This window comes from Streptomyces sp. NPDC056169 (assembly GCF_042268445.1).
Lineage (GTDB): Bacteria > Actinomycetota > Actinomycetes > Streptomycetales > Streptomycetaceae > Streptomyces.
On the sequence record NZ_JBHJUO010000010.1, the window covers coordinates 76,534 to 89,061 of the forward strand.

Genomic DNA, 12,528 nt, shown 5'->3' on the forward strand with positions numbered 1-12,528 from the left:
CCGTACGTACACAGCCGGGCCGGGCGCATCACCCCTGGCCCGGCTGCTTCGCGTTCCGCGGGACCGGCCTCTACGCCTGACCGCTCCCGGCGCCTTCAAACGCGAAATCGCAGATTTTCTCACGCTCTTCGCGCAACCGTGAGGGGCACCCGCAAGGCGTTACCCATCCGTTATAAACGGTGATTTTGCCCGCTCGTGCCCCAGTTTGCCGTACGCCGAAGCCCGCATTCCCGCCATGGCGACCGCCGGTGCACCTATCACGTTCCACCGACCCCGAACAAGACCCCAGGGCCAGGAAGTTCGGAGATCCACTCGGTAGCTTCGGCGCCCATGACCACTGCCCGCACGACACCCCCGACGATCGCGGACGGCGCCGAGCTCTGGCGGATCGCCCGCGGCTCGGGGGACCTGGACCTCAACTCGCCGTACAGCTACCTGCTGTGGTGCCGCGACTTCGCCGACACGACCTCCGTCGCCCGTGACGCCTCCGGACGCCCGATCGGTTTCGTGACCGGCTATCTGCGGCCCGACGCGCCCGAGACGCTCTTCGTCTGGCAGATCGCCGTCGAGGACGCGCACCGCGGAAGCGGGGTGGCCGGGTCCCTGCTCGACGACCTGTCCGCACGCGTGGCCGCCGACCACGGCATCAGCCGGGTCGAGGCGACCGTCACCCCGGGGAACCTGGCGTCCGACCGGCTGTTCCGGTCCTACGCGCGCCGGCACGGCGCGGACGTGACCCAGGAGGTCCTCTTCCCGTCGGCCGCCTTCCCCGCGGCGGGACACGACTCCGAGGTGCTGTACCGCATCGGCCCCCTCGGTGCCCCGGTGTCCTGAGCCCCCGTCCGCGCCCCCGTGCACCCCGAACCCCACTCTGGAGAAGAGACTTCGTGACCCTGACCGACATCGCCGCCCCCTCCGTCTTCGAGACCGTCGAATCGGAGGTCCGCAGCTACTGCCGCGCCTGGCCCGTCGTCTTCGAACGCGCCAGTGGCAGCCGGCTGTACGACGAGCAGGGGCGTCCGTACCTCGACTTCTTCGCCGGCGCGGGCTCGCTGAACTACGGCCACAACAACCCCGCCCTCAAGCGTGCCCTCCTCGACTACCTCGCCGACGACGGCGTCACCCACGGCCTCGACATGTCGACGACCGCCAAACGCGCCTTCCTCGAGACCTTCCACGAGACGGTCCTGGAGCCCCGCGCCCTGCCCTACAAGGTGATGTTCCCCGGCCCCACCGGCACCAACGCCGTGGAGGCCGCGCTGAAACTGGCCCGGAAGGTCACCGGGCGGCAGACGGTCGTCTCCTTCACCAACGCCTTCCACGGGATGTCGCTCGGCTCGCTCGCCGTCACCGGAAACGCTGCCAAGCGCGCCGGGGCGGGCGTGCCCCTCAACCACGCCATCCGGATGCCGTTCGACGACTACCTCGACGGACGCCTCCCCGACTTCCTCTGGTTCGAGCGGCTCCTGGACGACGCCGGCTCCGGCCTCGACCACCCGGCGGCCGTGATCGTCGAGACCGTCCAGGGAGAAGGCGGCATCAACGTCGCACGCGCCGAGTGGCTGCGCGGCCTCGCGGAGCTCTGCCGCCGACACGACATGCTCCTCATCGTGGACGACATCCAGATGGGCTGCGGACGCACCGGCGACTTCTTCTCCTTCGAGGAGGCCGGCATCACGCCCGACATCGTCACCCTGTCCAAGTCCATCAGCGGCTACGGCCTGCCCATGGCCCTCTGCCTCTTCCGGCCCGAGCTGGACGTGTGGCAGCCCGGCGAGCACAACGGGACCTTCCGCGGGAACAACCCCGCCTTCGTCACCGCCACGGCCGCCCTCGACGCCTACTGGCGCGACGGCGCCCTGCGCGAGCGGACCCTGAGCCGCGCGGACCGGGTGGAACGCGCCCTCCTGGACCTGTGCGCGGGCGACGGGCGGACGGGCCTGGCGGTCCGCGGCCGCGGCCTGGTGTGGGGCCTGGAGTTCGCCGACGGAGAGCGCGCCGAGGCCGTGTGCCGGCGCGCCTTCGAGACCGGCCTCCTCGTGGAGACCTCGGGGCCGCGCGGCGAGGTCGTGAAGCTGCTCCCGCCGCTGACCGCGACGGACGACGAACTCGACGAGGGCCTCGGCATCCTGGCCCGCTCCGTCCGGCACACCGCCTGATCCCTCTCCTGACCCGATGACCGGAAAGGCAACACCCCATGATCGTCCGTTCCTTCGACGAGCTGGAGAACACCGAGCGGCACGTGAGGGCCGCCTCGGGCACCTGGGAGAGCAAGCGCATCGTCCTGGCCCGTGAGCGGGTGGGCTTCTCCCTCCACGAGACGGTGCTGTACGCCGGCACCGAGACCGCCATGTGGTACGCGAACCACGTCGAGGCCGTGGTCTGCACGGCCGGCGAGGCCGAGCTCACCGACCACGAGACGGGCCGCACGTACACGATCGTGCCCGGAACGATGTACCTGCTCGACGGGCACGAGCGCCACACCCTCAAGGTCAAGGCGGACTTCCGCTGCCTGTGCGTCTTCAACCCGCCCGTCACGGGGCGCGAGGACCACGACGAGAACGGCGTCTACCCGCTGCTGACCGAACCCGAGCCCGCATCCGACGACGTCTGAGCCCGGCACGACACCGACACCCCTACGCGAAAGGAAGCACGCTCCCCCATGCCCTCCGCACCCACCCGTCCCGTCGACCTCTACCCCACCCGTGGCCCCAAGGAGGAACTGATCGGCCGCAAGGACCCCGTCGTGTGGTCCGAGCCCGGCACGGCGGGCCCGTTCTGGGCCCGTGAACTGGAGGAGTACGACCGCGACGGCTTCGTCACGGTGGACGAGATCGTCACCCCCGACGAGGTCGACGCACTCCGGGCGGAGCTGGACCGGCTCGTCGCCGACCCCGCCGTACGGGCGGACGAGCGGGCGGTCGTCGAGCCCCGTTCCCAGGAGATCCGGTCCGTCTTCGAGGTGCACCGGATGAGCGAGGTCTTCGGCCGGCTGGCCCAGGATCCGCGGGTCCTCGGGCGCGCCCGCCAGATCCTCGGCTCCGACGTCTACGTCCACCAGTCGCGGGTCAACGTCAAGCCCGGCTTCGGCGCCAGCGGCTTCTACTGGCACTCCGACTTCGAGACCTGGCACGCGGAGGACGGCCTGCCGAGGATGCGGACCGTCTCGGTCTCGATCGCCCTCACCCCGAACCACACCACCAACGGCAGCCTGATGATCATGCCGGGTTCGCACCGCACCTTCCTGGGCTGCGCCGGGGCCACCCCCCGGGACAACTACAAGAAGTCGCTCCGGATGCAGGACGCCGGCACCCCCTCCCACGAGGCGCTGACCACCTTCGCCGACGCCTGCGGCATCCGCCACTTCACCGGTCCGGCCGGCTCCGCCACCTGGTTCGACTGCAACGCCCTGCACGGGTCGGGCGACAACATCACCCCGTACCCCCGCAGCAATGTGTTCCTCGTCTTCAACAGCGTCGAGAACCAGCCGGAGGCACCCTTCGCCGCCCCGGTCCGGCGGCCCTCCTTCATCGCCGCGCCCGCCCCGGACCGGTCATGACCGGTCCCGCACACCTCGACCGCCGCCGCTTCCTCGGCAGAACGGCGCTCCTGGGCGGACTCGCCCTCACACCCGGGCTGCTCGCGGCCTGCACCCGCACCCAGGTCGGGTCAGGGGCTCCCGAGGACGACGGCGCGCTCCTGGCGAAGCTGCGGAAGCAGGGCTTCGTACGGGTCGGCTTCGCCGGCGAGGCGCCGTACGGCTTCCAGGACGGCTCCGAGCTCGCGGGCGAGGCCCCGACGCTGCACCGCGAGATCTTCACGGCGCTCGGCGTGGGCGAACTGCGCCCGACGCTCACCGAGTTCGGGGCGCTGATCCCCGGGCTCCTCGCCGACCGGTTCGACGTCGTGAGCGCGGGCATGTCGATCACGCCCGAGCGCTGCGCCAAGGTGGTCTTCTCCGAGCCGGAGTTCGTCTCCCCCACCGCCCTGATGGTCCGCGAGGGCAATCCGAAGGGGGTGAGCGATCTGGCGTCCTGCGCGGCGAAGGGCGCCACGGTCGGCGTGCTGACGGCCGCGGTGGAGGCGTCCTTCGCCAAGGCGGCGGGTGTCCCCGACGGTTCGGTGAAGACGCTGGCCAAGCAGCAGGACGGTCTCGACGCCCTGCTGGCCGGCCGGATCGACGCCTTCGCGCTGACCGCCATCTCCCTGCGCTGGCTCGCGCGGACGAACCGGGGCGCGGCGGTGGAGGTGGCCGAGCCGTTCGTCCCGGTGGTCGACGGCGTACGGCAGCTCGGCGCGGGCGGAGCCGTGTTCCGGCCGGGCGCGACCGGTCTGCGGGATGCCTTCGACATCGAGCTCCGGAAGATCACCGGTGCTCCGGACCGGTTCGTGGAGCTGATCGGGCGCTACGGCTTCACCTCGCGCGAGGTGCCGCCCCGTTCCCTGCGGACCGCCGACCTGTGCGCCGGGTGAGGGGCGGCCGACGTGGCTGACTTCCTCCCCGAGCTCCGCCGGGCGGCGCCCGGGCTCGCCGACGGGCTCCTGGTCACGGCCGAGGCCACGGTGCTGGGCGCCGCGCTCGCCCTGGTCCTCGCGTACGCGCTGGGGCTGCTGTCCCGGTCGGCGCGGCTGCCGGTGCGCGGGGCGGCGCGGCTCGTCGTGGAGTTCTTCCGGGGGACCTCGCTGTACGTGCAGCTCTTCTGGCTGTTCTTCGCGCTGCCGATGCTCGGTTTCCGGCTGGAGCCGCTGGCCTGCGGTGTCCTCGCGCTGGGGCTCAACTTCGGGGCGTACGGCTCCGAGGTCGTCCGGGGCGCGGTGGCCGCGGTGCCCCGCGCCCAGACCGAGGCGGCGATCGCGCTGTCCATGGGGCCGGCGCTGCGGCTGCGGCGAGTGGTACTGCCGCAGGCGCACGCGCTGATGGTGGCGCCGTTCAAGAACCTGCTCGTCCAGCTGTTGAAGGCGACGCCGCTGCTCTCCCTGGTGACGGTCCCCGACCTCACCTTCCGGATCGACCAGCTGCGCTCGGCGACGGGCTCGACGGCCGCCTCGTACCTGCTGCTCCTGGGGCTCTACTTCGGCATGGCCGTCGTGCTGAGCCTCCTCATGAACGCTCTGGAGCGGGCCGCGAAGGCCCGCCTGGGCCAGGAAGGAGGCGTGTGATGTGGGACGGGGAGGCGGCCCGGGCCGCGCTGCCGACCGTACTGGAGGGGTTCGGCGTCACGCTTGTCGCGACCGTACTGGCCTTCGCCGTCGCGGCGGTCCTGGGACTCGTGCTCGCCTTCGCCGGGCGCGCGGCTCCCGCGTGGCTGGCCCTCCCGCTGCGCGGGGCGGCCGGGTTCGTCCGCTCGACGCCGCTCCTGGTGCAGCTGTTCGCGGCCTGGGTGCTGATCCCGGGGCTCGACGCGCCGGCGCTGGGCGTCCTGGTCCTCGGCGTGCACTACGCCACGTACCTCTCCGAGGTGTACCGGACGGGCATCGACGCCGTACCGAAGGGGCAGTGGGAGGCGTGCACGGCGCTGTCGCTGCCGAGCCGGCGGGTGTGGCGGGCGGTGGTGCTGCCGCAGGCCGTCCGCAACGTGCTGCCGCCGCTGGGCAACTACGCGGTCTCCATGTTCAAGGAGACGCCGCTGCTGTCGGTGATCACGGTGCACGAGATGGTCCACGAGGCGAACACGTTCGGGAGCACCCACTTCGCCTATCTGGAGAGCTTCACCCTGGCCGCCGCGGTGTTCCTGCTCGCGAGCTGGCCGACGTCCGTACTGCTGCGACGACTGGAGGCACGCCTTGCCCACTGAGGACCCGGCGGTCCGCTTCGACCTGGTCACGAAGCGGTACGGCGACCACACCGTGCTCGACGGCCTCGACCTGGAGGTCGCCCGCGGGGAGCGGGTGACCCTGATCGGTCCGAGCGGCTCCGGGAAGACCACCATCCTCCGGCTGCTCATGACGCTGGAGCGGGTGACCGACGGCGTCATCCATGTCGACGGGGAGCCCTTCTCACACATGCCGGGCCGCGCGGGCGGGAAACCGGTGCCGGCGAGCGAGCGTCATCTGGCCGAGCGGCGGCGGAAGATCGGCATGGTCTTCCAGCAGTTCAACCTCTTCCCGCACATGAGCGTTCTCGAGAACGTCGTCGAGGCGCCCGTGCACGTCCTCGGCGAGAGCCGGGAGGAAGCGGGACGCAGGGCCCGGGAGCTGCTCGACCTGGTCGGGCTCGCCGACAAGGTCGACGCCCGGCCGACCCGGCTCTCCGGGGGCCAGCAGCAGCGGGTGGCCATCGCCCGCGCCCTGGCGATGCGGCCCGAGATCCTGCTCCTGGACGAGGTGACGTCCGCGCTGGACCCGGAGCTGGTGGCGGAGGTGCTCGACGTGCTGCGGGACATCGCCCGCGGGACCGACATCACGCTGCTGTGCGTGACGCACGAGATGGGTTTCGCCCGGGACGTCTCGGACCGGATCATGATGTTCGACCGTGGCCGGATCGTCGAGTCGGGGCCGGCCGACGAACTCCTGGACGCGCCCGCCGAGGAGCGCACGCGTACCTTCCTGAGTTCGGTCCGCTGAGGGGAAGGTGCGGCCGGGCGCGGGCCTGGCCGCACCTCCTCCCAGCCGTCACCTTCCTCTCGGCCGTCACCCTCCCGGCCGTCACCTTCCTCTCAGGCGTCACCTTCCTCTCAGGCGTCGCCCTGCTGCTCGACCGCCATGCCTTCCCGAAGCTGGTCGAGGCTGCGGGCGAGCAGGCGCGAGACATGCATCTGGGAGACGCCGAGCCGCTCGCCGATCTGCGTCTGGGTGAGTTCCTCGACGAAGCGGAGGTGCAGCAGCAGCCGGTCGCGCGGGGCGAGGGCCTCCAGGAGCGGGGCGAGGGTGTGGAACTCCTCGAAGAGGGCGAGCGCCGGGTCCTCCTGGCCGATGAGGTCGGCCAGGGCGGCGTCCTCGTCGTCGCTGTCACCGGCGGCGAACGTGGCGTCCAGGGACGTCGAGTGGTAGCCGTTGGCCGCGACCTGGGCCTCGATCACCTGGTCCTCGGACAGGTCCATGACCGGCGCCAGCTCCGCGATCCGCGGGGCCCTGCCGAGCCGTGAACTCAGCTCCTCGGTCGCCTTCGCCAGCTCGACCCGTGCCTCCTGGAGCCGGCGCGGGACGTGCACAGCCCAGGTGGTGTCGCGGAAGAACCGTTTGATCTCGCCCACGATGTACGGCACGGCGAAGGTGGCGAACTCCACCTCGCGCGACAGGTCGAAGCGGTCGATCGCCTTGATCAGACCGACCATGCCGACCTGGAGGATGTCCTCCCTCTCGTCGCCGCGGGCGCGGAACCGACCCGCCGCGTACACCACCAGGGACATGTTCATCTCGATCAGGGTGTTCCGGACGTACTGGTGCCCCTCGGTGCCCTCCTCCCGCACCGCCAGTTCCCGGAAGAACACCTTGGACAGGGCACGCGCGTCCCGGGGCGGAACCGCCTGCGGGACCTCGGGACAGGGCAGGTCCTCACCCGCCCCGCTCGTCGCGTACGTCGTCGTCGCCTCGGCCGGATCGGTCCGCACGGGGACAACCTCCTCTGGCTCGCGGTCCGTTCAGCGGTCCTGGTTCTCGTACCCCGGCTTCCCGGAGGCACTCCTCGCCCGTGCCCGGCCCCTTCCTCACGGGAAGGAGGAATCACCCCGGTGCGAACGGGCAGACGAAACCTGTCAGCTGTTGAGGAACCGGCAAGAACGGAATGAAAGGGATCCGCCATGACGACCCGGAGCTACACCCGGTCCCCGGCCCTCGGGGCGGACCCGCTCGGCGCCCGGAACGCCGGATGGCCCCCGGTCCGTACGACACCGGCCGAGGCACGGCAGCTCGTACGCCGCATGCTCACGGGTCTCGGCCCTCTGCGGCCCTCCCAGGTCGAGGACCTGCTGCTCGTCACCTCGGAGCTGGTCACCAACGCGCACCGCCACGGGGGCGGCGTCACCGGTTTCGGGATCGGCATCGGACGCGACCGGGTGACGGTGTCCGTGTCCGACGCCAGTACGGAGTCCCCGCTGTACGAGCTCCGCGAGGAGCTGCGTCCCGGCGGCTTCGGCTGGCCGATCGTGCTGCGGCTGTGCTGCGAGGTGACCGTGGACACGGGCCCGGACGGCAAAACCATCCACGCGGCGGTGGCGTTCGACCGATGACGTCCGCCCGTGGAAGGGTGAGCCGATGACCTCACCCTCGTACGAACTCCTCGCCGGCGCCCCGGACTCACCCGTCCTCCTCCATGTGCCGCACTCCTCCCGGGTGATACCCCCGGACGTGCGGGACGGCATCCTGCTCGGCGACGAGGAGCTGGACCGCGAGCTGGACCACATCACCGACGCCCACACCGCGGAGATCGCCGCCGCGGCCTCCGCGACCGCCGGCAAGGCCCCCTGGCGGTTCGTCAACCGGCTCTCCCGGCTCGTCGTCGACCCCGAGCGCTTCCCCGACGAGCGCGAGGAGATGCTCGCCGTCGGGATGGGCGCGGTGTACACCCGGACGACGCACCGCACGGCGCTCCGGCCTGCCGGTTTCGATCCGGCGCCGCTCATCGACCGGTACTTCACGCCGTACGCCGAGGGCATGGCCGACGCCGTGGCCGGGCGGCTCGCCGCGACGGGCCGTGCGGTGATCGTCGACGTCCACTCGTACCCGACCGAGCCGCTGCCGTACGAGCTGCACGGCAAGGGGCCCCGTCCCCCGGTCTGCCTCGGCACGGACGCCTTCCACACGCCGCCGGCCCTGCTCGACGCGGCACGGGAGGCGTTCGGCGGGTTCGGGGGCCTCGCGACGGACACGCCCTTCGCCGGGACGTACGTACCCCTGTCGTACTACGGCAGGGATCCGAGGGTGAGCGCGCTCATGATCGAGATCCGCCGTGATGTCTACATGAGCGAGCCGGGCGGCGCGGCGGGAGCGGGAGTGCGGGCCCTCGGCACCGCGCTCGCGGCACTCGTCGACGCCGTGCCCTCGCACCCGACGGCGTAGGAGCGACTCGGCATCGCGACCGGTGTGTGGCCCTGGCCGGTGGACCGGAGGGCGGGCTGTCAGGCAACCGGCCCAGCTCCACGAGCGCCCGGGGCGAAGGCCTGGTGAGCTGTACTGGGAGATCTCCGGTGCCTCACGTCCGGAATCCCGGAGCGTATGGAGGAGGATTCCGTGCCGGACTCAACGACGTCGTACGCCGACCTGCGCGCCCTGGTGATCAACTGCACCCTGAAACGTTCCCCAGAGCGCAGCCACACGCAGGGACTGATCGACATCAGCACCGGGATCATGGAGCGCCAGGGCGTGCAGGTCGAGGTGCTCAGGGCGGTGGACATCGACATCGCGACCGGTGTCTGGCCGGACATGACGGAGCACGGGTGGGAGACGGACGAGTGGCCGGTGATCTACTCGCAGGTGATGGCCGCCGACATCCTGACCCTGGCGGGGCCTGTGTGGCTGGGAGACAACTCCTCAGTCATGAAGAAGGTGATCGAGCGCCTGTACGCCTGCTCGTCGATCCTCAACGAGCACGGCCAGTACGCCTACTACGGTCGCGTGGGCGGCTGCCTGATCACCGGCAACGAGGACGGCGCCAAGCACTGCGCGATGAACGTCCTCTACAGCCTCCAGCACCTCGGATACGTCATTCCGCCGCAGGCCGACGCGGGCTGGGTCGGCCCGGCCGGCCCGGGACCGTCCTACCTCGACCCCGGCTCGGGCGGTCCGGAGAACGACTTCACGAACCGCAACGCGACCTTCATGACCTGGAACCAGCTCCACCTGGCGAGGATGCTCAAGGACGCCGGTGGCATCCCGGCCCACGGAAACCAGCGTTCCGAGTGGGACGCCGGCTGCCGGTTCGACTTCGAGAACCCCGAGCACCGTTGAGTGCGGGCCGGAACGGTCGGAGTTCCGGCGGAAGTGCACGGCGCTGAAGATCCGCGCAGCCGCCCATGCCCGGTGGTCGGCACGGAGAACAGGTGACGACCCAGAAGGAGCTCACCGAGCGCAAGGCCATCACCCAGCCCACGACATTCGCGCTGGAGTCCGGCGAGCTCCCACCAGGGAAGGCCACCATCAGTTGGCACCAGACCGGAAGGTTGCGCGGTAGTCCCTTGGGCGTCGTCCGGTGTGCTTGGCGAAGAGAGCAGCGAAGGTTCCGGAGTCCTTGTACCCGACCGCGGTGGAGATGCTGGCGACGGTTCGGTCTGTGGTCTCAAGGAGGTGGCGGGCGCGACGGACGCGCGACGACTGTAGGTACTCGAGAGGACTCTGGCCGGTCGCGTCTGCGAAGCGCCGCAGCAGAGTCCGAGTGCTGACCCTGAGTGTGTCCGCCAACGCGGCGAGGTCGTATCGGGCGGCGAGGTTCTGGTCGAGGTGCCGCATGACCTTGCGGGAGAACTCGTTTCCGGGCTGCGGAAGAAGTCGCGCGTCGACGTATGGAGTCTGGGACGACCGCGCAGTGTCGAGGAGCGCCACCCGCGCGGTTGTCCGTGCCACGTCGGCACCGCTGTGCCGGCGGATGAGTTCCAGTGCGAAGTCGTACATGGCGCTGAAGGCCGCCGTCGTCGTCACCCCCTTGTCGGTGACGACGAGACGTTCGGGTCGGACATCGGTCTCCGGACAGCGTCGAGCCAATTCGTCGGCGAGGAACCACGCCGTCGTAGCCCGGCGTCGGTTGAGGAGCCCTGCCTCGGCGAGCAGGAACGCACCGACGCAGATCGAGACGACGGTATTGCCCGCAGCGGCGTGTGAGCGGATCGCCGCAATTTCAGGGGCGAGGGCTACGAGCTTCGCGTCCACGTCGAGGCCCGGCACGAGCTCGAACCCTGGCACGACAAGAACGTCGACCTCGCGCAGCGGAGAGACGGCCAACGCCGCCCCACCTGATGCGGCGACGCGACGACGAGGCGACACAATCGACACCTCGTAGCCGGCGCGGTCCGGACCGGCAACGTGCGTGGCCATCGTCAACAGGTCGGGGACGCCGAACACCTCGGACGCGAAGCAGCCCGGATAGGCCAGGACACCGACCCGCAGCGCGCTCACGCTCGCCTCCTGAGCATCATGCCTATGGCGAGATCGCCCCTTTACATGGCGATCTAGCCTATCGCCTTGTGCGGGTGCCTCAGTCCACGCTGTCGCCATGAGTGCACCCAACGGACGTCTTGACGACGCGATCACGGACTTCTCCCGCCGACTGGTGGACGTGGAAGGGGTAGTGAAGACCGTGTATGCCGCGGGTTCCGGGCCGGCCGTCGTGTTGATGCCAGAGATGCCCGGTATCAGTCCTGACGTCCTTCGGCTGGCGCGGTGGGTGCGGGATGCGGGCTTCACCGTCTACGTCCCCTCACTCTTCGGGGTCGACGGTGCCTATCCCACGGTCGAGGGCAGTGAGGAGGTAGTCCGTCGCGCGTGTGTCAGTGCCGAGTTCCGTGCGTTCGCGGGAGGCGGCACCAGCCCCGTCACGGCGTGGCTGCGCGGGCTGGCACGCCAAGCCCACGCCGAGTGCGGCGGTCCGGGAGTCGGTGCGATCGGACTGTGCTTCACCGGCAACTTCGCACTCACCATGGCGATTGAGCCGGCTGTCATCGCGCCAGTGGTCAACCACCCGTCCCTGCCACTGGACGATCCCGCCGGACTCGAGATGAGCGAAGAGGACGCGCGCGCGGTCCAAGACCGCATCGCGCGCGACGGACTGAAGATCCTCGCCTTCCGCTTCGACGACGACCGCTGGTGCACCGGGCAGCGCTTCGCCGCGTACCAGGCACTCCTCGGCGACGCCTTCGACGGCCGCGTCCTTCCGGGCAGTTCCGCAAACACGAACCCGCCCCCGTTCTTCCGCAACGTGGTCGGGTCCCCCCACAGCGTTGTCACCGCCCACCTCGTCGACGAGGACGGACATCCCACGCTGAAGGCCAGGGACGAGATCCTCGCCTTCCTGACCGAACGTCTGAGCCGGTCCGGACACTCAGAGGGCAATCATCAAGACCTGTAGCGCGGCTGCTCAGGCCAGGTCCGGCAGGTTCATCCGCGCGAGCTTGGCCGGGTCGACCACGGCGGTGATGGCGGTGATACGGCCGTCGGTGACGGTGAACGCGAGGACGGAGAGCGGGGTGCCGTCCTCGCGCCAGGAGACGACTCCGGGACGGCCGCCCACGAGGGCTGCCCGGCCCAGGGTGGTCGAGCCGGCGGCGAGCCGCGCGCCCGCGGCGACTTTGGTGGCGCCGAGGGTGACGACCACGCCGCCGGGGGTGTCGACCGCGAGCCGCACCTCGGGGTCGAGCACACGCAGCAGACCCTCGAAGTCGCCATCGCGGGCTGCTGCCAGGCTTCCTGGACCACGTCCTCGGCGTCGGCGTGCGACCCGAGCACACGGTGGGCGACCGCACGCAGCCGATCACGCTGGGACTCGAACGCCTGGGCCACCGGATCCGCCGTACCGGTCTCGAACATGTTGTTACCTTCCCCGAATCCGCTCCGTCATGAGTGATGACGGGCCCGGAGGGGCCCAGGTAACCGCTGAAGGAG

At 70.7% G+C, this 12,528-nt stretch carries 15 protein-coding genes and 1 pseudogene; 12 read left to right on the plus strand and 4 right to left on the minus strand.

Going from position 1 to position 12,528, the window contains the following annotated elements; translation table 11 throughout:
- The first annotated feature begins 330 nt into the window (after positions 1-330).
- Genes ectA through ehuA form a run of 8 tightly spaced genes read left to right on the plus strand, consistent with a single transcriptional unit; the run spans position 331 to position 6,564 of the window.
- On the plus strand, positions 331-834 hold the full coding sequence (gene ectA, locus ACFC0G_RS17675) for a diaminobutyrate acetyltransferase (RefSeq protein WP_376404069.1): 504 nt from the start codon (positions 331-333) through the stop codon (positions 832-834).
- 53 nt (positions 835-887) lie between these two features.
- Positions 888-2,159 carry a diaminobutyrate--2-oxoglutarate transaminase gene (gene ectB / locus ACFC0G_RS17680; protein WP_376404071.1) on the plus strand — a complete coding sequence of 424 codons (1,272 nt, stop codon included), beginning with the start codon at positions 888-890 and terminating at the stop codon, positions 2,157-2,159.
- A 38-nt stretch (positions 2,160-2,197) separates the two neighbouring features.
- The gene (locus ACFC0G_RS17685) at positions 2,198-2,614 is read left to right on the plus strand and encodes an ectoine synthase (RefSeq protein WP_376404073.1); all 417 of its coding nucleotides are present in this window, start codon (positions 2,198-2,200) and stop codon (positions 2,612-2,614) included.
- A gap of 48 nt (positions 2,615-2,662) precedes the next feature.
- Positions 2,663-3,559, plus strand: coding sequence for an ectoine hydroxylase (thpD, locus tag ACFC0G_RS17690; protein WP_376404075.1), 897 nt, complete (start codon positions 2,663-2,665; stop codon positions 3,557-3,559).
- The gene (ehuB, locus tag ACFC0G_RS17695) at positions 3,556-4,473 is read left to right on the plus strand and encodes an ectoine/hydroxyectoine ABC transporter substrate-binding protein EhuB (protein WP_376404077.1); all 918 of its coding nucleotides are present in this window, start codon (positions 3,556-3,558) and stop codon (positions 4,471-4,473) included. The genes thpD and ehuB overlap by 4 nt, the downstream gene beginning before the upstream one ends.
- 12 nt (positions 4,474-4,485) lie before the next feature.
- Positions 4,486-5,160 carry an ectoine/hydroxyectoine ABC transporter permease subunit EhuC gene (gene ehuC, locus ACFC0G_RS17700; protein WP_376404079.1) on the plus strand — a complete coding sequence of 225 codons (675 nt, stop codon included), beginning with the start codon at positions 4,486-4,488 and terminating at the stop codon, positions 5,158-5,160.
- The gene (ehuD, locus tag ACFC0G_RS17705; protein ID WP_376404081.1) at positions 5,160-5,795 is read left to right on the plus strand and encodes an ectoine/hydroxyectoine ABC transporter permease subunit EhuD; all 636 of its coding nucleotides are present in this window, start codon (positions 5,160-5,162) and stop codon (positions 5,793-5,795) included. Before ehuC ends, ehuD begins: the two co-directional genes overlap by 1 nt.
- Positions 5,785-6,564, plus strand: coding sequence for an ectoine/hydroxyectoine ABC transporter ATP-binding protein EhuA (gene ehuA / locus ACFC0G_RS17710; RefSeq protein WP_376404083.1), 780 nt, complete (start codon positions 5,785-5,787; stop codon positions 6,562-6,564). The genes ehuD and ehuA overlap by 11 nt, the downstream gene beginning before the upstream one ends.
- A 110-nt stretch (positions 6,565-6,674) precedes the next feature.
- On the opposite strand, the gene ACFC0G_RS17715 is transcribed toward ehuA, so the two are convergent.
- A complete protein-coding gene (locus ACFC0G_RS17715) occupies positions 6,675-7,550 on the minus strand; it encodes an RNA polymerase sigma factor SigF (protein ID WP_376404085.1) in 876 nt (291 codons plus the stop codon).
- Between the two features lie 189 nt (positions 7,551-7,739).
- On the opposite strand from ACFC0G_RS17715, the gene ACFC0G_RS17720 reads away from it, so the two are divergent.
- The 3 genes from ACFC0G_RS17720 (at position 7,740) to ACFC0G_RS17730 (ending at position 9,885) form a co-directional block, all read left to right on the plus strand.
- Positions 7,740-8,168 carry an ATP-binding protein gene (locus ACFC0G_RS17720; RefSeq protein ID WP_376404087.1) on the plus strand — a complete coding sequence of 143 codons (429 nt, stop codon included), beginning with the start codon at positions 7,740-7,742 and terminating at the stop codon, positions 8,166-8,168.
- 25 nt (positions 8,169-8,193) lie between these two features.
- A complete protein-coding gene (locus tag ACFC0G_RS17725; protein ID WP_376404089.1) occupies positions 8,194-8,997 on the plus strand; it encodes an N-formylglutamate amidohydrolase in 804 nt (267 codons plus the stop codon).
- A 156-nt stretch (positions 8,998-9,153) separates the two neighbouring features.
- Complete coding sequence (locus ACFC0G_RS17730; protein ID WP_376404091.1) at positions 9,154-9,885, plus strand: flavodoxin family protein; 732 nt, start codon at positions 9,154-9,156, stop codon at positions 9,883-9,885.
- Positions 9,886-10,074: 189 nt separating this feature from the next.
- Here ACFC0G_RS17730 and ACFC0G_RS17735 read toward each other — a convergent pair whose 3' ends face one another.
- Positions 10,075-11,046, minus strand: coding sequence for a GlxA family transcriptional regulator (locus tag ACFC0G_RS17735; protein WP_376404093.1), 972 nt, complete (start codon positions 11,044-11,046; stop codon positions 10,075-10,077).
- Positions 11,047-11,143: 97 nt separating this feature from the next.
- Between ACFC0G_RS17735 and ACFC0G_RS17740 the strand changes: the two genes are divergently transcribed.
- Entirely contained in the window at positions 11,144-11,995 is an 852-nt protein-coding gene (locus ACFC0G_RS17740) for a dienelactone hydrolase family protein (RefSeq protein WP_376404095.1), read from the plus strand.
- A gap of 9 nt (positions 11,996-12,004) precedes the next feature.
- Here ACFC0G_RS17740 and ACFC0G_RS17745 read toward each other — a convergent pair whose 3' ends face one another.
- Together ACFC0G_RS17745 and ACFC0G_RS17750 are read right to left on the minus strand one after the other, a co-directional pair.
- Complete coding sequence (locus ACFC0G_RS17745) at positions 12,005-12,286, minus strand: hypothetical protein (protein ID WP_376404547.1); 282 nt, start codon at positions 12,284-12,286, stop codon at positions 12,005-12,007.
- Between the two features lie 80 nt (positions 12,287-12,366).
- A pseudogene (locus ACFC0G_RS17750) lies at positions 12,367-12,453 on the minus strand (hypothetical protein); the annotation flags it as partial.
- Positions 12,454-12,528 lie beyond the last annotated feature (75 nt).

Bases quoted from the DNA above. Each gene is read 5' to 3' on its own strand.
- ehuD (WP_376404081.1), top strand. From the start codon at position 5,160: ATGTGGGACGGGGAGGCGGCCCGGGCCGCGCTGCCGACCGTACTGGAG.
- ACFC0G_RS17730 (WP_376404091.1), top strand. From the start codon at position 9,154: ATGGAGGAGGATTCCGTGCCGGACTCAACGACGTCGTACGCCGACCTG.
- ectA (WP_376404069.1), top strand. From the start codon at position 331: ATGACCACTGCCCGCACGACACCCCCGACGATCGCGGACGGCGCCGAG.
- ACFC0G_RS17725 (WP_376404089.1), top strand. From the start codon at position 8,194: ATGACCTCACCCTCGTACGAACTCCTCGCCGGCGCCCCGGACTCACCC.
- ACFC0G_RS17685 (WP_376404073.1), top strand. From the start codon at position 2,198: ATGATCGTCCGTTCCTTCGACGAGCTGGAGAACACCGAGCGGCACGTG.
- ehuB (WP_376404077.1), top strand. From the start codon at position 3,556: ATGACCGGTCCCGCACACCTCGACCGCCGCCGCTTCCTCGGCAGAACG.
- thpD (WP_376404075.1), top strand. From the start codon at position 2,663: ATGCCCTCCGCACCCACCCGTCCCGTCGACCTCTACCCCACCCGTGGC.
- ACFC0G_RS17740 (WP_376404095.1), top strand. From the start codon at position 11,144: ATGAGTGCACCCAACGGACGTCTTGACGACGCGATCACGGACTTCTCC.
- ACFC0G_RS17720 (WP_376404087.1), top strand. From the start codon at position 7,740: ATGACGACCCGGAGCTACACCCGGTCCCCGGCCCTCGGGGCGGACCCG.